Raw genomic sequence first — 19,578 nt, 5'->3', positions numbered from 1 at the left:
AAGTACGTCACACCAGCGGGGTCAAGAGTCTCTTTGCTGGGACGTGCAACCGACACGAGAAGGAGCACGATGGCTGCGGCACGAAATGGTCAAGGCGACCGGCGTCCGACGATGACCGACGTTGCCGCGGCAGCAGGCGTCTCCGTGGCGTTGGTGTCGATCATCATGCGCGGCGCCCCTGGCGCGAGCGACGAGACCCGGGAACGGGTGCGTCGCGTGGCCGACGAGTTGGGATACGTGCCGGACCGTCGCGCCCAGAAACTCCGGCAGTCACGCTCACGACTGATCGGCGTCGCCTTCGAACTCCAGCAGCCCTTTCACGGTGACCTGGTTGAACGGCTCTACCCAGCCGCCGCAGCGCAGGGCTACGACATCGCACTCAGCTCCGTCGCACCCACTCGGAACGAACAGGCCGCGATCGGTGACCTGATCCGGGAGCGGTGCGAAGCCGCAGTCCTGCTGGGATCACGCATGCTCGCACCCGATCTGGCAACGCTTGCCAAGCGGATGCCCACTCAGGTCGTGGCCCGTCCATCGGGCACCGAACTGGTCGGCTCCGTTCGGACCGACGACACAGCCGGAATCGAAGCCGCAGTTGACCACCTCATCGACCTCGGACACAGAAGGATCCTGCACATCGACGGCGGAGACGCACCCGGATCTGCCGAGCGGGCAGCAGGATTCGCCGCGCGCATGAGACACCATGGACACGCGAGCGAAGCCCGCGTCGTCGCCGGCGGCCCCACCGAATCCGATGGCGTTCGCGCCATCACCAACACGCTCGACACCTCGGAAGCTTCACGACCCACCGGAATCGTTGCCTTCAACGACCGGTGCGCCATCGGTGTTCTAGACGTGCTGCTGCGCCGCGGAATCCACTCCCCTGAGGACATCTCGGTCATCGGCTACGACGACTCCCGACTGTCGCGACTTGCCCACATCAACCTCACCACCGTCGCCCAAGACGCAGACAAGATCGCCACCGAAGTCATCGCACAGGCCACCCGACAAATCGCTGGCGAGGCACCCACCGAAATCATCCTGACTCCACAACTGACACCCCGCGCCACGACCGGCCGCGCTCCTGTCGAGTGAGCCCAGCAACCCAATCCGTGGGGCTGTAGCGGGAACGGTGTTTTCCGGCGTGTTCGGTTAGTAGGTTTCAGCGGCCGGCCAGCGGTCACTGAATGTGACAAGTTGGACCACAAATGGGGTAAACAACACGGCGCCGTGATCCGACTTCGGCGCAACGCCTGGGAAGAATTCATTCCCTTCCTCGACTACGACGTCGAGATCCAGAAAAATGATCTGCTCCACGCGGTCCCGCGGGACCGCGTGGAGCGATGCGCTCGGCCGGTGAACCGCAGATCATCACCGACACCGGTTCACTGGTCGTCCTCGATGGCCAGGACCGCATCGGCCAGGTCGTCACCGACCGAGCGGTGGAACTGGGCATCGACCGGGCGCAGGCGCACGGGATTGCCGGCGTCGCGATTCGCAACTCGAACCACTTCGGCACCGCCGCCTACTTCACCGGCAAGGTCGCCGACGCCGGATGCCTGGCCCTGCTGGCCACCAACGCCAGCCCGGCGATGGCACCGTGGGGCGACCGGGAGAAGTCCGTCGGCAACAACCCGTGGTCGATCGCCGCCCCCGCCGGCTCCTACGGCACCGCCGTCATGGACATCGCCAACACCGCCGTCGCCCGCGGCAAGATTCACCTCACCGAGGAACGCGGCGAACCGATCCCCGAAAACTGGGCCGCCGACGCCAACGGCGTGCCCACCACGGATCCGCGCGAGGCCGTGGAAGGCCTGATCCTGCCTCTGGCAGGCCACAAGGTTTACGCCATCTCGTTCATGTTCGACGTCCTCGCCGGTGTGCTCACGGGCAGTTCCTTCGGCACCGGGGTCGCCGGCCCCTACGACCCCGAGCGCCGTTCGGGTGCGGGCACTTCCTCATAATCGTCGACATCGCCGCCGTGCAACCGGTGGACGAGTTCACCTCCTCGGATGGAATCCCTCGTCGCCGAAACCAAGACCGTTCCCGGGCGTTGCGGAGCTCTTCGTGCCGGGCGAGATCGAACAGCGCAACCTTGCCCACAACTCCACCGCCGGCATCACCCTTGCGATCCAATACGTGGCAGGACCTCAACGAACTGGCCTCCTCCACCGGGGTCCCGATGCCCGAGACCAGCGAAAACCCCATTTGCGCCTGAGCCCTCACCCTCAACGACACCCGAGAGAACAAGGAGCCACCCATGCTCGCCCTCGTCGTCTCCCTGCGGGTCAAGCCCGGCCACCGCGAAGCGTTCCTGGAAGCCATCACTAAAAGCGTGTCTCGTTTGAATCTTGACCGGCCGTCCGGGATGATCGTCCGTTGTGGTTGATGCGTTGTCGCGCCGGTTGGTTCCTGACGAGCTGTGGGAGCTGGTCGAGCCGTTGATTCCCGAGGTCAAGGATCGCCCGCAGGGTGGTGGTCGGGCGCCGGCGAACCCTCGGATGGTGTTCACGGCGATCGTGTACGTGCTCACCAGCGGGTGCGCGTGGCGGTGGCTGCCGCCGTCGTTCGGCGTCAAGGTCCCGACCGCACACCGGTGGTTCGTGCGCTGGACCGAAGCGGGCTTGTGGGCACGGATCCATCACGCGATGCTGGACGAGTGAGGTGGTCAGCGCTTGATCGACTGGTCCCGCGCGGTGGTTGACGCCGCCCACGTGCGGGCCCAAAAGGGGGGACCTATGACCGGTCCGAGCCCGGTAGACCGCGGCAAACCCGGTTCGAAACTCCACGTGCTCTCCGACGCCACCGGCTTGCCGATGGCCACCGGAATCTCGGCAGGCAACACGGCTGATGGTGACGCGATGATCCCGCTGGTCAACGCATTCCCGCCGGTCCGCTCCCGCCGCGGGCCGCGACGCCGCAAACCCGCGAAGCTGCATGGCGACAAGACCTACAACAGCCGCGAACGTCGCCGATGGTTGAGGGATAAGGGAATCCGACCCCGACTGGCGCGCAAGGACATCGAGTCCAAGCAACGCCTCGGCCGCCACCGGTGGGTCATCGAACGCTCAATGGCCTCGTTCACCGGCTACCGCCGCCTGACCCTGCGCTATGAACGCCGCGCCGACACCTTCAAAGCCTTCCTCGCCCTGGCAGCCGCCCTCGTCTGCTTCAAACGACTCCAACACGCCAAGAGAGACACCCTCTTACTGTCGCCAGTTCTTGCTGTTCGGAGTGGTCAAGCACTGTGCTGTGGACGGCGGGGGGTCCAGAGGAAGTCGATGGCGGCTGTGGCCTCGGCGAGGGTGACCTGGTCCGTTGTGCTCAGGAACAGCAGGTCGAACGTCTTGTTCGCCACGCCGACTGCCTGAGTTGTCGTCGTGCGCTGATTCGCCGCATCGGGCTCGTCGACCTCCAGGTTTCTGATCATGTGCTTGGTGACATCGTCCTTCAGCTGTTCCGCGATGATCTTCCGGTTCGCCGGAGCGTTCGTCATGAGCTGCAACGCCCTGTCGATCGCTTTGACTACCGCGTCCACTGCGTCCCGGGCCTTGGGGGTCGATGCCGTGGAGTTGCTGAGCCGGTTCCGCCAGGCGGTCAGCACCTCTGGTGTGGGCGTCGACACGATCTCCCGGCAACCGTTCTGGAGGGCGATGCTCACCGTGTTGATCTCAGAGTTCTCCGCTCCGCCACCCGCCCACAGGTTTTCGGCGGAACTGTTCATCAGGTACGCCGCTTTCATGAGCACCTGTGCGTGGTCACGGGGAATGCGGTTCTCGTTCCCCAACTGGGCGGGGGGCATCCGCGCGAGGAAACCATCTGCCTCGTTGCTCATCCCCTCGTGCACCCCGGCGCCGAGTTTTCTGGTCAGGTAGGTGATCAGGGCGTCACCTTCCGTGGCGTACGCGCGGTTGAGAAGGCCGCGGATGTTGTGCCAGGCGGTGATGTGCCGCCGGTGCTGCGTCGGCCTCAGCGGCAGGGCCTTCTGCAGGTCTCTGGCGAAGCTCGGTCTGCCTTCCAGCTCTGCGTCGTTGACGCGCAGGGTGCCGAAACCGCCGAGTCCGGGTGCTGCGGTGCCACCGTCCAGAAGGTAGTCGATGATGGCCTGGACGGAATTCTTCCGGTCGGACACACCAGTGGTTGCCATGGTGTATGCCGTGGACAGTTCGAGGTAAGCGGTGCGTTCTTCATCGGACGTGGCCTGGAAACCCGGCAGCACCCGCCTGATCTCGTCGAAGCTGTCGTGGTAGTCATCGATCCAGCGGCCGTACGCATCACCGTGGATTTTCAGCTCCGTGAGCAGTTCGTCCAGCATCTTGCCCTGCGGGGCGGCGGGGGCCGGCCGGTGATCGAGCTGCCGGAGGCCCTCGCGCGGAGCCCGCTGGACCACGTTGTCCGCCCGGTGCTCACCGGGACGTTCCGGGTGGTCCGTGTGCCCGGACTGCGGCGGTGGTGTCGCCAGCGCCCGCGCCGCGTTGGCCTCCGCCGCGCGCTCGAAGCGATCGGAGGGGTCGCTGATCCGTAGCCCGTCTGCGGTTTCGGTCCCGGCGACCGGGCCTTGTCGCTGTTGGACGACGTGGGTGAGTTCGTGGGCGAGGGTGTGCTGGTCCGCGCCGCTGTCGCCGATGACGACGTGGTTACCGCTGGTGTAGGCGCGGGCGCCGAGTTCGGCGGCGGAGGCTTTCGCTGCCGCGTCGTCGTGGAGGCGGACGTCGGAGAAGTCGGCGCCGAGGCGGGCCTCCATCTCCTCCCGTAGCGGCGTGTCGAGGGGACGGCCTGGTGATCGCAGCACCCCGGGCACCGTCGAGCGTTGCACGGGCTGGCCGTGCCCGAGGTCGTCTGCACGGGAATGCGGTTGGTGCCGCTCGGTTCTGATGAGGCGGGCTACGGAGGCGTTACCGATGGTGCGTTGCAGGTGCAGAATTGCCTGCGGAGGCAGGGGCACGGCCGGGTGCGGCGGTATCGGCGCCGGGCCGGTGGCCCGCGTGGGCGCCTGCCGTGGCTGGGATCGGCACGTGCTGGCCGGTTCCTGGTCCTGCGCGCGCATGAGTCTCCATTCCTGGCAACCGAAAGAGACGAGGCTGCGCCTGACGCTGCCAGCCAGCACCAGGCGGAAGGAACGACCGCGAGGGCACGACCCACACCTCACTCAGTGCCCACAAGGGCACCGTTGCCGAATCTCCGACGGGGGAGATCGCAGATTCACCTGTCGCGAGCTCGCTTTGCTCTGCTCTGGTGCGGCGTTGAGCGCGCGGCTTCGGGTCGACGAAGTTCGCATCTGCTGCGACATCACCTGTTTGCACTTCTGTCGACTACCGACTCGCACCCGAGCACGTCTATCCCGCCGCTTTCGACGACTGCTACGCAGCGACAGCGTGGGTCGCCGAGCACGCCGCCGAAATTGGCGGTGATCCGGCGCGAATCGCCACGTGCGGAGACAGCGCAGGCGTGAACCTCGCCGCGGCCGTGGCGATCGGAACCGGCACAGGTCCCCCAGCGCACCGGCCGCACCGGTGTCGTGCACACTAATCATCGAAGCCCTTGGTGTGATCTTCCGTCTGTCGCAAGAAACTTGATCAACTAAGTGGCTTATCTATGATCAACCGGGGTTCCCACCGGCCATCCGAACCTTAAAACCCAAGCTAACAGCTCGTCTCAGAATGATGTTGGTAGTTGGCGGTAGCAATTCAGGGACGCATCCGAGTTGGAGGAGTCCGAGATGGATGTCGGCTCGTCGTTCGTAGCGGGTGCGGAGTCGTTTGAACTGGTGCAGACAGGCGAAAGTGCGCTTTACGACCCATCGGACGGTGCCGAGTCCGGAGCCGTGGTCGGTGTTGCGGCGGGTGATGCGCGGGAGGATTCCTCGATCTCGCAGGGCTTTGCGGTGGTGGTCGTAGTCGTAGCCGCGGTCGCCGTAGAGCCAGCGGGGTCGTTGCCAGGGTCGGCCGCTTTTGCCGCGGATCGTGGGCAGGGTGTCGACCAACGGGAACAGCTGGGTACTGTCATGACGATTGCCGCCGGTGACCGTGACCGACAGCGGGATGCCAGCGCCTTCGGTGATTACATGGTGTTTCGTACCGGGGCGAGCCCGATCGACGGGCGAGGGGCCCGTCGCCGCCCCCCTTTGAGAGCCCGTACGTGCGAACCATCCACCACGCCGGTAACCAGGTCGAGCCGGTCCAGGGCCCGCAGCCGGTCCAGAAGCAACTCGTGCACCGCTTGGAAAACCCCGGCCTCGGTCCAGTCCCGCAACCGGCGCCAACAGGTCACCCCGGAGCATCCGGCGACCTCGCGTGGAAGTTCTCGCCACGTGATCCCGGTCTTGAGCACGAACACAATCCCGGCCAGAGCTGCCCGATCGTCGGTCGGCAACCGCCCCGGATACCGATCCCGCCGTGGCGGACGCGGCGGCAGCAGCGGCTCCACCCGCTCCCACAAGCTCTCCGGCACCAACTCCTCGATCATCCCAGCAGCATGCCAAAAGATGATCAACCACCGACATCAGACACACCGATCATTCTGAAACGAGCTGTAAGAATACCGGGCCCCGCTTGGGGAGAGGACGTCGCCTCTGCGCGCATGTGGGGGAAGTGGATCGGCTCTACGGATGATTCCGCGGCTTCCGCCATGCCGCTATGTTTGTTAACGCTCACACGATGCCTTGGTCGAAGTGGTACCGAGACAATCTCCGCGCCGGTTCTGCGGTGATCAGGTGTCGTGATCTGCTCGAGGTCAGGGCGTTAACGGCGCATCCGAATCGGTATCAGCAACCTGATCGACGAGCATGTGAGCGATCACATTTGGCGCAGCGATGGCTCGAAGTCGCCCGACCTGTCGTCAAGAGGAGGTGGGGACACCGGCTTGCTCGCTGGATCGGGTGCGTCGGTGAACAGGCCCAAGGCCATGCCCGCACTGACCGCCGGCTGCGGTCCGGCCTTTGCCAGACGTACCCGAGCTTCGCCATCGGCTGGTTTCGTGTGTCCTGACAGGGAAAAGAGGAGAGGATCATGCGCAAATCCCTCGTCGGCCTGCTGATGACCGGCGTGCTCGCGGCCGGGGCGGCGACCGTCGCCACAGCCGCGCCGAACCCGGTCGACGCGCTCGACACTCCGATCGGCTTCGGCGCCGACACCACCGGTGGCGTGGGCGGTGGAACGGTGACCGTGTCGTCCACCGGAGAGTTCGTCGACGCTGTCGCCGCAGAAGGGCCGCTGACCGTGCAGGTCGAGGGCACCATCGGGTTGTCCGGCATGGTCCCGGTCGGCTCGGACAAGACGATCGTCGGCGTCGGCACCACCGGGGGACTCGCCGGTGGCGGCCTGAACATCCGCCAAGCGAACAACGTGATCGTGCAGCGCCTGACGATCAGTGGCTCCGGCGACGACAACATCAACGTCGAGGAGTCGACGAACATCTGGATCGACCACACCGACCTGTCCAACGCCGCCGACGGCGCGCTGGACATCAAAGCCGCGTCGGACGCCGTCACCGTGTCCTGGAACCACTTCCACGATCAGGACAAGAACACGTTGCTCGGCCACAGCGACGACAACGAGGACCAGGACAAAGGCAAGCTGCGGGTCACCTACCACCACAACTGGTTCGACGGCACCAGCCAGCGCAACCCTCGGGTGCGGTTCGGTAACCCGGTGCACGTGTTCAACAACTACTACAACGACATCAACAGCTACGGCGTCGCGTCCACGATGAACGCCGGAGTGCTGGTGGAACGCAATCACTTCGAGAACGTCGAGGACCCGTTCCACCTCGGCGAGGGCGACTCCGGCCCGGGATCCCTTGTCGCATCGAACAACCAGCTGGTCAACTCGGGTAACGGGGAGACCGGTGGCAGTGTCGCGGAAATCCCGTACGCCTACGCGCCTGACAACGCCGCGAATGTGAAGTCCATCGTGACAGGTGGCGCTGGCGTCCAGTAGCCGACGAGGACCGCCGGCCCCGGTGCCGGCGGTCCTGCTTGCGGCGCGGGGCGGTTGATCGCGTCGCAACGCTCCTCGTGTCCCTGCTTGGATGCTTGGGGAGTAGCACGAAGCGGGAGCGAGCGACGGAGCTGTTGGAGGAGCTTCTGGGGCGCGCCGTCGGTGTGTGCTGGCCGGTTGAGCTTGTTCAGGCTGTGCATGTCTTCTTGCGAGCGTGTCTCGTAAATCTTGGCCCGCTGTCGGGGATGATCGTCCGTTGTGGTTGATGCGTTGTCGCGCCGGTTGGTTCCTGACAAGCTGTGCGAGCTGGTCGAGCCGTTGATTCCCGAGGTCAAGGACCGCCCGCAGGGTGGTGGTCGGGCCCCGGCCGATCCTCGGATGATGTTCACGGCGATCGTGTACGTGCTCACCAGCGGGTGCGCGTGGCGGTGGCTGCCGCCGTCGTTCGGCGTCAAGGTCCCGACCGCGGTTGCGTTGCGGAGTTCCCGCAACGCAACCAACCGGCTCGACTCCAACGAATCACGCCGGGACTGGTCGCCTCCTCGACCTCGGAGGCCCGGATCGATCGTCCCCTCAACGCGCGAAGAGTTGAAACTCGAGATCAGACCTGCTTGGTGAGCTCCGCGAAAGACAAGCTGACCTGGTCCGGTGTGGTGAAGTTGCCGAGGTCGGCCGTGCCCGCTTGGCCTTCCGGGGATTGCAGCGCGGCCAGCGCGTCCTCCTTGCTCGCCCAGTCCAGGACCGCGATCAGGAAATGCGGCGGAATGCTGCCGTCGGGCATCTCGCACATCCCCCAGTCGTAGGACTGGAGCTTGGGCATCTTGCTCGCCAGCACCGCGTGCACGTGGCGGTAGTGCTGGAGAAAGCTCTCGGGATCCTCGGGGTGGTCGTAGGTCACGGTGAGTCGGTACATCGCAGTCCTTCCCGTGGGTCCGTGCTGGATGAGCAGCGCCTACCGAGACCGCTCGATGGCGTCGCGGAACGCGGCCGCGAGGTCGTCGATGATCACGGCTCCGCTCGGTGTGGCTCCCAGGGTCCAGGCGAACCCGTGCAACATCCCGTCGTAGCGCTGAGCGGTGACCCGAACTCCCGCCTCGCGGAGGGCCTCTGCGTAGTCCTCACCTTCATCGCGCAGCGGATCGAACTCCGCCGTCGCCACGAAGGCCGCGGGCAGGCCCGCGAGGTCGTCCGCTCGGGCAGGGCAGGCGTAGGGGTCTTTCCCGAGGTCCTGGGCGCCGAGGTAATGGGCCCAGAACCACTGCATCGAGCCCTTGGTGAGCAGGTACCCCTCGCCGTTCTGCGCGTACGAGTCGGTCATGAAGTCGAAATCGGTGACCGGGTAGATGAGCAGTTGTGCGACCAGGTGCGGCGACTGGCGGTCGCGTGCGGCGATCGCCACGGCCGCGGCGAGGTTCCCACCTGCGCTGTCTCCGCACGTGGCGATTCGCGCCGGATCACCGCCGAATTCGGCGGCGTGCTCGGCGACCCACGCTGTCGCTGCGTAGCAGTCGTCGAAAGCGGCGGGATAGACGTGCTCGGGTGCGAGTCGGTAGTCGACAGAGACAACGATCGCCCCGGTCCGGTTGGCGATCCGGCGCACCGGGTTGTCGCAGACCTCGATGTCGCCGATGACCCAGCCCCCACCGTGGAAGTACAGGATCACCGGCTTGGGCCCGTCTCCAGCCGGGGTGTAGATCCGCACCGGAACGGTCCCGGCGGGACCGGGAATCGTGCGCTCCTCGGTGTCGATCTCCTCGGGTTCCCCTTGCAGATCGGCGAAACCGGCACCGGCTGCGCGCGCCTGCGGCACGGTCAGGTGCTCGAAGGGCGGCAGTTCGGCCTCGGCGAGCATCGCGAGCACTTGCTGGGATTCGGGATGGAGCGGCATGACGACTCCGATCGGGACGAAGGGCCTGGGTCTGGACTCATGTGGCGGCGGCCGCGACGATCTCGTCGAAGGTCGCGCGGGCGACACCGGCGAAGTCGCCGCTCGTGGCCGCACCGCAGGAACCGAGCGCGAAGCCGTCGTAGTCGCGGTTGGCGACCTGCTCGCAGATCTGCCGGTAGATGTCCAGCCCGCCCACGTAGGGGTAGAGCCGGCGCGGTTTGCCGGGAATGTTGGCACCGACCCACCAGGAGTTGGCGCGGGGCAGCAGGGTGGTCTCGGTGACCTCGTTGTGGTGGTCGACCCAGTCCTGTTCGGCCGCGGGAAGCGGCTCGATCGTGTCCAGGCCCCGGTCGCGCAGGTAGCGCAGGCAGTCGGTGATCCAATCCACGTGCTGCTCGATGGCGACCGGCATGTTCGTGAGCACCGACGGGCTCTGCGGTCCGGTGATCATGAACAGGTTCGGGAACCCGTTCGCGGTGACGCCCAGGTAGCTGCTGGGCCCGTCCGCCCACTTCTCCTGCAGCCCGATCCCCTGGCGTCCGCGGATGCCCAGCTTGAACAGGGTTCCGGTCATCGCGTCGAAGCCAGTAGCGTAGACGATGGTGTCCACCTCGTACTCGGCCTCCGCGGTGCGCACTCCGGTCGCGGTGATCTCCTGGATCGGTGCCCGACGCACGTCGACCAGCGTCACGTTGTCCCGGTTGAACGTCTCGTAGTAGCCGTTCTCCAACGGCGGGCGCTTGGTGAAGAACGGGTGGTCGCGCGGGCTGAGCAGTTCCGCCACGTCCGAGTCGTGCACCTGCTCCCGGATCCGAGCCCGGAGGAATTCCGCTGCCGTCTCATTGGCGTCCTCGTCCATCAGCAGATCGTTGAACGTGGTGCCGATCCGGAAACCGCCGCGCTGCCACGCCTCGGCGTAGATCTGGTGCCGCTCCTCGTCGGACACCGACAGGGCGGTGCGTTCGGCGGTCCGGTAGGGGAACCCGAAGCCGGTCTCGCGCGTCGTCTGCCAGATCTCGCGGTAGTTGTCCTTGATCGCACGGCCGTCGTCGGCGGTCATCGGCCGATTTCCGCCTGCGATGTCGTAGTTCGGGGTGCGCTGAAGAACGTAGACGTGCGCCGCCTGCTTGGCGATCTCCGGGATGGCCTGCACGCCCGTCGCCCCGGTGCCGATGACTGCGACCGTCTGGCCAGTGAAGTCCACGCCCTCGTGCGGCCACAGCCCGGTGTGGTACCAGGGTCCACCGAAGGCGTCCCGCCCGGGGAAGTCGGGGAGGTTGGTCGTCGACAGGCAACCGACAGCGGTGATCAGGTAGGTCGCCGTGACGCGTCCTCCGTCACCGGTTCGCACCGTCCAGCGGCCCGCTGCCTCGTCATACTCGGCCGCGACGACCTGGGTGCGGAACCGGATGTCCTCGTACAGGTCGAAGCGCTCTGCGACGTGCTGGAGGTAGCTCAGGATCTCGGGTTGCGCGGCGAAGCGCTCGGTCCAGGTCCACTCCTGGAGCAGTTCTTCCGACAACCGGTCCGAGAAGGAGTAGAAGTAACTTTCGGAGTCACATCGGGCTCCGGGGTACCGGTTCCAGTACCAGGTGCCGCCGACGTCGTCGGCCACGTCGAACACCCGAGTTTTGAGCCCCAACGTGTCTCGTAGCCGGTGCAGCATGTACAGCCCGGAGAACCCCGCGCCGACGACGACGGCGTCGCAATTCTCCTGCGTCTCGTTCGTTCCTCCGGTCGGTTGCATTACCTCCCACCTCCTTGTGGAAAGCCCGCATTGCAGAGTCACGAACCGCCGGGAGACCCGAATCGGGCCTGACCAGCGGATACCGTGCCGACGCTACGGGCCTGGGTGGGGCTCCACTATCCGATGTGCGCGGCCGTTGACCGGTTTCGCGCACGATCGCGGTTGACGTGCCGCACGGGCAGGAGCACTGCGGAGGGTTCGGGAGGGCGCGACGCCGTACTTGCTGCGGTAGGCCGCCGAGAAGCGGCCCAGGTGCGTAAAACCCCACAGGTACGCCACGGCGGTGACCGTGGTCGAGTCAGTCGATGACTCGACCAGCGCCCGATGGGCACCGGCCAGGCGGAAATCGCGCAGGTAGGCCATGGGCGAAGTGCCTAGGTGGCTCCGGAAGCCCTCCTGCAAGCAGCGCACGCTCACCCCGACCGCGTGCGCGAGTTCAGCGACGGTCAGCGGCTGGTCGACGTGCGCCTCGATCAACTCGATGGCGCGGGTGACCGTCCGCGGGCCCGGTTGCGGTGCCGGCTCGACGAGCTCGGCGGAGTAGTTGTGGTGCGCGCCGAGCAACGCGCCGAGGATGAGCAACTGCTCCAGGTGGCTGGCCGCGCGCGGGTGCATCAGAACGCTGCGCGGCCGGTCGAGCTCGGCGACCGCGAGGTGTACCGTCGCCAACCAGCTCTGGCTCAACGGCTCGCCCAGGTCCATCCCCAGATCGAACCGCACCGGGCCTCTGACCGGACGATCGAGTTGGCGTTCGAGTTCCGTTTCCAGACCCGCGCGCGTGATGTTCACCGCGATCTGCGTGCAGCCCGGCGTCCACCGACCCGAATACCACTTGCCCGGTACGAGCACTGCCGACCGGGAGGTGCCGCTGGTGATGGTCCGGTTCCTGTCCGAGATCTCCATGCACCCCGCGATCGGGATGTTGAACTGGTAGGAATCGACCATGTCCGGAACGGTGATGCGCACCGGCGGCCCGTATCGGACGTACCCGATCGTCACATCCCGGATGTGCACCGCGTTGAGTCGTGCGTCCATCGGTTCGTCGTAACCGAGCGGTTCGAGCCGGTGCGGGGCGAAAAGCCGCTCCCCCAGTTCGCGCACTTCGTCGACGTCATGACTGCGGAGAACGGAAAAGTGCCGCAACGGTTCGCCGTCCAGCGTGGTCCGCAACATGGCCCGCCCCCGTTACCCTTTCGGTGCGCCAGTGGCTACGAGGATCTGCCGTCATCGAGCACGTGTCAACGACTCATCAACCGAGTGAAAACTACGACCAGGCCTTCCACTTCGGGGTTGAAGCCAGTCGGCGGTCTCAGGGCCGCTCGCGATGCGCGCGGGGTGCACTGCCAGCCGCCGGCATCAAAGCCGACACAGCAGGCCGCTTCCACCAGGACAGCCGGCGTGAATGCAACACCGTTCACAAGCGAGTCCGTGCCCGCGTCGAACACGTCCTGGCGCACATGAATTCCTGGAACATCCTGCGCAACTGCCGACGCAAACGCGACGGTGTCTACTACGCCGCCAGGGGTGTGGCCCTGATGCGCAACCTCGCCATGACCCACTGAACACCGGCCAACCCGACTGAGGGCCGCGTATTCCCTTGCCCGCCACCACATCTTGATCATTACGGGACAACCTTTAGTTGGTGAGGTCGAGTCCGGCATGCATGGCCGGCCTCCGACATCCACATGGACGTCATTACGCACACCAGGCGGTGGCCGCGGAGGGGAATGGTTCTACCGCTACGGCCGTCCCCTGAACGCAAAAAAGCCCCCGAGCGCCGCGGCGCTCGGGGCTTCGCATCGGCTCCAAGCTTCGCTGATCAGCGGCTGGTATGGGCAGGTGCCTTTCCTGGAGGAACAGCCTTTCGCCCATGTCGAGAGGGGCGGGTGACGGCCCAGGCCGCATCGATCATCCGGAAGATCTCGTCCAACGCGGCGTGCGGATCGGCCGCCGCACGGGCCAGTGAATGGGCGTCGATCACGAACCTCGCGATCGTCCGGCAGGCCGTGGTGGTCTGTGGCAGGTCGAGATCGGCAGCGATGGCCGTTGCCAGCGACTCCGCATGGCGCAGCCTCATCGACTCCTCGAACTGCCGTAGGGCAGGTGATTCGTCGATCATGCGCCAGATCGGGGCGGCGCTGTCCGCCGTGCAGTGGCGCACCATCGCGTGGATCTCGCGGCGCAGCGCGGGGATGAGCGGCTCGTGCGGAGCCCGGCCGGTGACCGCCCGAGTGAGGCCTTGCTCGAAGTCTTCGTCGCGCTCGAACACCAAGGCCTCTTTCGAGGCGAAGTGGGAGAAGACCGTGGTTACGGCGACGTCGGCCTCTGCGGCCACGTCACGGATGCCCACCGCGTCGTACCCGTGCTCCAGGAACAGCCGCAGCGCGGTGTCGGCGATCTTCTGACGGGTCGCGGCCTTCTTGCGCTCACGGCGTCCGGACGGGGCGGTCATCCGCTGATGCTATCAGACACAAAAACCTAACTGCTATTAAATGCTAACTGTTAGGGTTACATTCGGCTGCATGGAGAACGAAAGGAACCGAACGATGCACACGGTGATCGTCGGGGCGGTTTTGGTCGGACTGACCACCGCGGCCTCGCTGCGGGCGGCACTCTCGGCATCGAGGACGCCGGAGTGCTGCGCGCCGAACTCGCCGACGAGTTGACACAGCCGAAAACGCCACCGGCGCCGCCGGATCCGCCGAACGCTACGCCGCCTTCAGCCACTGGATGCTCACCACCGAACCCGCCACCTGTGAACCAGCCGCGTGCCATCAACCGCGGCAGTCAGCCGAGCGAAACAACAAACACACGCTCACCCACAACCGACCGTGAGCATTGAGGACGACAGCATGAAGAAGGTCATCTTCGCCGAGTTCGGCGGCCCCGAAGTCCTGCAGCTCCTGGACGCCGCGGAACCTCATCCGGGCCCAGGCCAGGTACGCATCACCGTCCGAGCAGCAGGAGTGAACCCCGTCGACTGGCGAGTCCGGGAAGGCCAGATCCTCGGCGCGCACCCGACCGAACTGCCCTCCGGTATCGGGCTCGACGCCGCCGGGGTCGTGGACGAAGTCGGCGAGGGCGTCGAAGGGGTCGAGGTCGGCGACCACGTGTTCGGCGAAGGCTCGAGCACCTATGCCGAATTCGCCGTGTTGTCGGCCTGGGCCCGGATGCCCGAGGGACTGACCTTCGAGGAGGCGGCCGGATACCCCTCGGTGGTGGAGACCGCGCTGCGCGTCATCCGCGAGGTCGGCGCCCGGCCCGCGCAGACGCTGCTGGTCAGCGGTGCGTCTGGGGGCGTCGGATCGGCGGTGCTGCAGATCGCCCGTGAGCGCGGCATCACGGTGATCGGCACGGCCGGGGCCGCGAACCAGGACTACCTGCGCGGCCTGGGCGCCCTCGCCACGACCTACGGTGAGGGCTGGGTCGAGCGAGTCCGGGGGCTCGGTCAGGTCGACGCGGCCCTCGACCTGGCGGGCTCAGGCGTGATCCGTGAACTCATCGAACTGACCGGGGACCCGGAGAAGGTGGTCTCCATCGCCGATCTCGGCGCGCCGGAGCTCGGTGCCCGGTTCTCCGGCGTGGCCGGGAGCGTGCCGGAAGCGCTCGCCGAAGCCGTCGACCTCCTCTCGCGGAGCAAGCTCCACATCCCGGTCGAGAAGACGTACACGCTCGCGGAGGCCGCGGCGGCGCACATCGACAGCCAAGCCGGTCACACGCGAGGACGCCGAGTCGTGGTCGTCTGAAAAGCGCTGAGGCATGCCACGTACGGGATTCGTGCCTGCCACCAGCGCGCAGACGGGTGGGCGGATCAGGCGGCGGTAGAGACGGTTCCGGGGATCTTCTACGGAAGCGGCGGCCGCCGTCGCGAGATTGTTGGCCAACGGAGGCGCGGCACAGTGCTACGCGGCTGAGCATGGGACTCTGGGGAGGGCGGCGTGAATATTGAGCGCTTGTCGGCTGGCTTGTCCGAGTCGTGGCGTTGCCTGGTTCGGGACTGGGACCGGTGTTTGCGTTCGACTGGCGACCTGAGACGACCCGGTACAACTACCTGCTCGCGGTGGTCCAGCTCGGAAAATTCGTCGTGGCCAGCGGCGGTGTAGATGATGCTGAGGATCCCGCCGCTGTGTCGCGTGCGGACGTGGATTCGTTCCAGGCGTGGATGATTGAGACACGGTCGGCCTCGACCGCGCTCGACAAGCACAAGTGTCTGCAGCAGTTCTTTCAGTGGATGGCCGAGGACGAGCAAGCGGTGGAATGCTCACCTGGACAACGACGGTGAGCACGATCCGAAACACAGGTAAGAACGGAACTGCCAATGCAGGTGGGGTGTGGGGATTAATTGGTCCCCACACCCCACTCTTGTGACTCGGAGGTCGTCGCCGATGGCCAACCGGTCCTGGGCCACCTGGGCACGTTGTGCCGCGGCGCTGGCGCCGTAGTGCCTGGCCATGGTCTCGGAGCTCCAGCCCAGCACCAGCATCAGATCGCCGGTGTCTCCCCCGGCGGCCTTCCATTCATGGGCGTAAGTGTGGCGCCAGCGGTGGGCATGCAGGTTCTTGATCCCCGCCTTCTTGCCCAGGCGCTTGAGACGGATCTTGATCCCATTGGCATGCAGCGGCCGCCCACCCCGGTCCGACAGCCACAGATCGTCCAAATCCGCACCCGTGCTTGGACCGGGCCCGCACATACCGGCTCACCGCCCGCGCGGTGCGTGCGCCGATCCGCACCCGGCGGTCCTTGGCGCCCTTGCCGTGAAACACCACCGTCTCGGTCTTCAGATCCACATCATCCAGAGTCAGCGAGGCGACCTCGGACGAGCGCGCGCCGGTGTTGGCGAACAGCCGGATGATCGCCTGGTCCCGCAGGCTCAAGAAGTCCTTGCCCGTGCATACCTCCAGCAGCTGTGAGGTCACATCACCCTCGATCACCGGGATGATCTTGGCCGGGGTCGCGGGCTTGCGCACGCGCTCCATCGGCGAGCGGTCGATCTCGCGCTCGTCGTTGAGCAGCCAGCCGAAGAACACCCGCAACGCCTTGTGCTTGTTCACCGCCGTTGACGCCGACCGCGTCTCGATCATCCACGCCTGAAACGCCTCGATGTGATCGCGCGTGACCTCCGTCGGGTCGTCGGCGGCGTCGTCGGCGTCGGGGTCCGGGGAGTGCTCGCCGAGGTAGCGGGCCAGCTGGCCGGCGGCGAGCAGATAGTTGTAGCGGGTGGTCTCGGGATGGTTCACCGAACGCAGGCTGCGGTCCCAGTCCCGCAGGTACCCGGCCCAGACCGTCGAGAGGCCCTCGGTGAGCTTGCCAAGATCAAAAACGGCCATTCCAAAACTCCGTAGTCAAGGTGTCCATGAGCGGCATGCTTGACTCCGGGAAGCAAAACAAGAACAAAAAAAGAGGGCTCCCACAGGCTCTGACCTGTGGAAACCCTCTCACCGGTCGGGACGGCGGGATTCGAACCCACGACCCCTTGACCCCCAGTCAAGTGCGCTACCAAGCTGCGCCACGTCCCGGCCACCCCGTGGGGTGTGCACATAGCTTACCCCACGGGTTTCGCGGCGATCATGACCCCCTCCATGGCGCCGTTGTTGCAGGTCACGGTCGGTGTTACTGCAATCAGGACGGGCAGTGCACGCCGTCGGCCGCGCGGGCGATCGGCGGGGTCGCCGGCTGCCACCAACGCGCAGTCGAGTGACTCGCCGTTGACCAGGCTGATCTGCACTCCGACTCGTGGCGCGGGCCCGCTCCTGAGTAGATCCGCGGGGCCGGAGGCGTTCGTGCGACCCCTCACCACGTCCTTCTCAACGCCGGAGGTGACGTCGACTTCGTTCCGAGGTGCACCAGCAGCCGGTCGTGGTCGCCGCGACCTCGAAGGGCAGGGGTGCTCCGGTCACGGCGTAGCGGCTGCGCGCGTCGAGGAACGGGCGAGGTCCTCCCCGGTTCGCCGGTCATGGTGGCCTTGGTCATGTGCACGCGGTCGTCCTGGCCGCCGAGGTCGGATAGGCCCTCCGCCTTGGCTCAGGCTCGAGATCAGCGTGCCGCTGGTCGGTGGCGGTTCGCGCTCGACCACCTCCTCCCGCACGGACCGGGTCGGTCGCGACGAGGCTGAGGTGATGGCGACCGGCGCTTGCCGTCCCGTATTCGAATCCCAACCGGATTCCACCGACCAGCAGCGCCGGTCCGCGCAGTTTCCCGTCTTCGGCGAGCTTTCGATGGGGCGGGCGAAGACGGCGACCACAACGGCGGTGATCACCTGCAGTCCTGCGGTTCCACGGAGACCGAGCCACAGCCCCAGCAGCCGCGCCTCCCGGCCGCCCACACCCGGGCGTGTCGGATCGTCCCGCATGGCGCCTGCCCGCGACCACGCGACGTCTCGCCACCGATGCCACCTCCGGCAGTCCCCCGAAAACCGCCGCAACCCGTCCCCCCGATCACGGCGGTGTTCCGCGTCCCGACCACGGCGGTGATCCGTGTGCCGACTGGGTCCTAGCAACGACGAATGCGGCTCCGGCCCGGAAAGGCGGAGCCGCATTCGCGAACTCGGTCAGGCCGGCTGCTTGACAGCCGGTTCCGGAGCCGGCGTTCCCAGGACCTCTTGCTCGATGGCTTCCAGGCTCTTGCCCTTGGTCTCGATGAGTCCACGTTGGACGAACCAGGAAGACAGCACCGCCATCAGCGCGAAGAACAGGAACATCGCACCTGGGCCGGTGATGTCCAGCAGGACCGGGAAGACCAGGGCGACGGCCATGTTGAACAACCAGTTGAACACGAGGCAGATGCCCACCGCGGAACCGCGCATGCGCAGCGGGAACAGCTCGGGCAGCATCACCCACTGCACCGGTCCCCACGACACCGCGAACGAGGCGATGTACACCAGGATGCTGCCCAGCGTGATCGCCACCAGCAGCGGGCCGTAGGACGCACCGACGACGTTGGCCACGCCGAGGACCAGCATCGACACGAGCATGCCGATGCTTCCCACCGCCAGCAGCGACTTCCGGCCAACGCGGTCGATCATGCGCAGCGCGGGCAACGTCATCAGCACGTTGACCACACCGATGCCGACGTTGGCCAGGATCGCTCCGGACGTGCCGAAGCCCAGCGTCGTCAGCAGCGTCGGGGCGTAGTAGATGATCGTGTTGATCCCGATGAAGTTCTGGAAGAACACCAGCCCCAAGCCCAGCAGCACGACTCGGCGCAGCCTCGGGGTGAGCAGTTCCCGGACGCCGACGGCGTTCTCGGCCTCCTTCTCGCGATCAGCGGCCTGGATCTCGTCGAGCTCCTGCTCGACTTCCTCGGCGTTGGACCCGCGCAGCCTCGTCAGGACCGCGCGAGCCTGGTCGGCTCGACCGTGCTTGACCAACCAGCGCGGGCTCTCCGGCTGGAAGTAGATCCCGATCCCCAGCAGGACCGCCGGGACTGCGCCGAGACCGAGCATCCAGCGCCACGAACCGCTGTCGGCCAGCGCGTAGTCGGTCACGTAGGCCACCAGGATGCCGACGGTCACCAGCAGCTGCATCAGGGACGTGAGCCCACCGCGCGACTGCTTCGGCGCGAGCTCGGTCAGGTACAGCGGCACCACCACCGAGGCGATGCCGACACCGATGCCGATGACGAACCGGAAGGCGACCAGCATCCACGCCGTCGTGGCGAGCATCGCACCCACCGTTCCAGCGGTGAACACCACTGCGGCCCACAGGATCAGCCGGCGTCGACCCCACACGTCGGCGAGGCGCCCGGACGCACCGGCCCCCGCCATCGCACCGACCAGCAACCCGCTGACCACGAGTCCCTGCTGGAACGGGGACAACGGGATGTCCTGCTTGATGAACAGCATGGCACCGGAGATCACTCCCGTGTCATAGCCCCACAAGATCCCTCCCAGCGCCCCGAACATCCAGATCAGCGCGTTGCGCGTGCGCGAACGCGCCGGTGCGGAGGTGGTTGGCGTCATTGCGCAGAACCCTTTCGTCGAATCCACAGAGAAGAGGACGTCTCGCCAC

The 19,578-nt window shown here is 66.4% G+C and carries 15 protein-coding genes, 1 tRNA gene and 5 pseudogenes; 10 read left to right on the top strand and 11 right to left on the bottom strand.

Features of this window, described 5'->3' with window-relative positions:
- Positions 1–69 precede the first annotated feature (69 nt).
- From E1161_RS16415 to E1161_RS16405, 5 genes and pseudogenes are all read left to right on the top strand, one after another.
- Complete coding sequence (locus tag E1161_RS16415) at positions 70–1,095, top strand: LacI family DNA-binding transcriptional regulator (protein WP_132624172.1); 1,026 nt, start codon at positions 70–72, stop codon at positions 1,093–1,095.
- 105 nt (positions 1,096–1,200) lie between these two features.
- Positions 1,201–1,324 (top strand): annotated as a pseudogene (locus tag E1161_RS28780) (transposase); the annotation flags it as partial.
- 19 nt (positions 1,325–1,343) lie between these two features.
- Positions 1,344–1,964 carry an Ldh family oxidoreductase gene (locus tag E1161_RS27610; RefSeq protein ID WP_207920267.1) on the top strand — a complete coding sequence of 207 codons (621 nt, stop codon included), beginning with the start codon at positions 1,344–1,346 and terminating at the stop codon, positions 1,962–1,964.
- A gap of 296 nt (positions 1,965–2,260) precedes the next feature.
- A complete protein-coding gene (locus tag E1161_RS28395) occupies positions 2,261–2,389 on the top strand; it encodes a hypothetical protein (RefSeq protein ID WP_268951399.1) in 129 nt (42 codons plus the stop codon).
- Positions 2,382–3,194 (top strand): annotated as a pseudogene (locus tag E1161_RS16405) (IS5 family transposase); the annotation flags it as partial. The gene E1161_RS28395 and the pseudogene E1161_RS16405, both read left to right, overlap by 8 nt.
- Before the next feature lie 44 nt (positions 3,195–3,238).
- Here E1161_RS16405 and E1161_RS16400 read toward each other — a convergent pair.
- Complete coding sequence (locus E1161_RS16400) at positions 3,239–5,107, bottom strand: eCIS core domain-containing protein (protein ID WP_235875076.1); 1,869 nt, start codon at positions 5,105–5,107, stop codon at positions 3,239–3,241.
- A 170-nt stretch (positions 5,108–5,277) separates the two neighbouring features.
- Between E1161_RS16400 and E1161_RS16395 the strand changes: the two are divergent.
- Positions 5,278–5,475 (top strand): annotated as a pseudogene (locus E1161_RS16395) (alpha/beta hydrolase fold domain-containing protein); the annotation flags it as partial.
- Positions 5,476–5,655: 180 nt separating this feature from the next.
- Here the strand turns inward: E1161_RS16395 and E1161_RS16390 are convergent.
- Positions 5,656–6,465, bottom strand: a pseudogene (locus E1161_RS16390) (IS5 family transposase).
- 542 nt (positions 6,466–7,007) lie between these two features.
- On the opposite strand from E1161_RS16390, the gene E1161_RS16385 reads away from it, so the two are divergent.
- Both E1161_RS16385 and E1161_RS16380 read left to right on the top strand, forming a co-directional pair.
- Positions 7,008–7,937, top strand: coding sequence for a pectate lyase family protein (locus E1161_RS16385; protein ID WP_132624168.1), 930 nt, complete (start codon positions 7,008–7,010; stop codon positions 7,935–7,937).
- Positions 7,938–8,195: 258 nt separating this feature from the next.
- Positions 8,196–8,405: pseudogene (locus E1161_RS16380) on the top strand (transposase); the annotation flags it as partial.
- A 133-nt stretch (positions 8,406–8,538) separates the two neighbouring features.
- Here the strand turns inward: E1161_RS16380 and E1161_RS16375 are convergent.
- The 5 genes from E1161_RS16375 to E1161_RS16355 form a co-directional block, all read right to left on the bottom strand.
- On the bottom strand, positions 8,539–8,850 hold the full coding sequence (locus E1161_RS16375) for an EthD family reductase (RefSeq protein ID WP_132624166.1): 312 nt from the start codon (positions 8,848–8,850) through the stop codon (positions 8,539–8,541).
- A 39-nt stretch (positions 8,851–8,889) separates the two neighbouring features.
- Entirely contained in the window at positions 8,890–9,825 is a 936-nt protein-coding gene (locus E1161_RS16370; protein WP_132624164.1) for an alpha/beta hydrolase, read from the bottom strand.
- Positions 9,826–9,862: 37 nt separating this feature from the next.
- A complete protein-coding gene (locus tag E1161_RS16365) occupies positions 9,863–11,572 on the bottom strand; it encodes a flavin-containing monooxygenase (RefSeq protein WP_132624162.1) in 1,710 nt (569 codons plus the stop codon).
- 93 nt (positions 11,573–11,665) lie between these two features.
- The gene (locus E1161_RS16360) at positions 11,666–12,745 is read right to left on the bottom strand and encodes an AraC family transcriptional regulator (protein WP_132624160.1); all 1,080 of its coding nucleotides are present in this window, start codon (positions 12,743–12,745) and stop codon (positions 11,666–11,668) included.
- Positions 12,746–13,391: 646 nt separating this feature from the next.
- Complete coding sequence (locus E1161_RS16355; protein WP_132624158.1) at positions 13,392–14,024, bottom strand: TetR/AcrR family transcriptional regulator; 633 nt, start codon at positions 14,022–14,024, stop codon at positions 13,392–13,394.
- A 400-nt stretch (positions 14,025–14,424) separates the two neighbouring features.
- On the opposite strand from E1161_RS16355, the gene E1161_RS16345 reads away from it, so the two are divergent.
- Together E1161_RS16345 and E1161_RS16340 are read left to right on the top strand one after the other, a co-directional pair.
- Complete coding sequence (locus E1161_RS16345; RefSeq protein WP_132624156.1) at positions 14,425–15,318, top strand: NADP-dependent oxidoreductase; 894 nt, start codon at positions 14,425–14,427, stop codon at positions 15,316–15,318.
- A 260-nt stretch (positions 15,319–15,578) separates the two neighbouring features.
- On the top strand, positions 15,579–15,854 hold the full coding sequence (locus tag E1161_RS16340; RefSeq protein ID WP_165939821.1) for a phage integrase N-terminal SAM-like domain-containing protein: 276 nt from the start codon (positions 15,579–15,581) through the stop codon (positions 15,852–15,854).
- Here E1161_RS16340 and E1161_RS28390 read toward each other — a convergent pair.
- The 4 genes from E1161_RS28390 to E1161_RS16325 form a co-directional block, all read right to left on the bottom strand.
- On the bottom strand, positions 15,834–16,154 hold the full coding sequence (locus E1161_RS28390; protein WP_268951402.1) for a tyrosine-type recombinase/integrase: 321 nt from the start codon (positions 16,152–16,154) through the stop codon (positions 15,834–15,836). The two genes, E1161_RS16340 and E1161_RS28390, sit on opposite strands and share 21 nt — an antisense overlap.
- The gene (locus E1161_RS16335) at positions 16,090–16,899 is read right to left on the bottom strand and encodes a tyrosine-type recombinase/integrase (protein ID WP_268951398.1); all 810 of its coding nucleotides are present in this window, start codon (positions 16,897–16,899) and stop codon (positions 16,090–16,092) included. The genes E1161_RS28390 and E1161_RS16335 overlap by 65 nt, the downstream gene beginning before the upstream one ends.
- A 115-nt stretch (positions 16,900–17,014) precedes the next feature.
- Positions 17,015–17,088 (bottom strand) — tRNA-Pro (locus tag E1161_RS16330).
- 1,031 nt (positions 17,089–18,119) lie between these two features.
- Positions 18,120–19,529: a sugar porter family MFS transporter gene (locus E1161_RS16325; RefSeq protein ID WP_132624152.1), complete on the bottom strand. Its 1,410-nt coding sequence runs from the start codon at positions 19,527–19,529 to the stop codon at positions 18,120–18,122.
- Positions 19,530–19,578: the final 49 nt, after the last annotated feature.

Origin of the sequence: Saccharopolyspora aridisoli (assembly GCF_004348445.1) — a bacterium.
Lineage (GTDB): Bacteria > Actinomycetota > Actinomycetes > Mycobacteriales > Pseudonocardiaceae > Saccharopolyspora > Saccharopolyspora aridisoli.
Note: the sequence above shows the minus strand (reverse complement) of the source record. Positions and strands in the feature narration are given on the sequence as shown.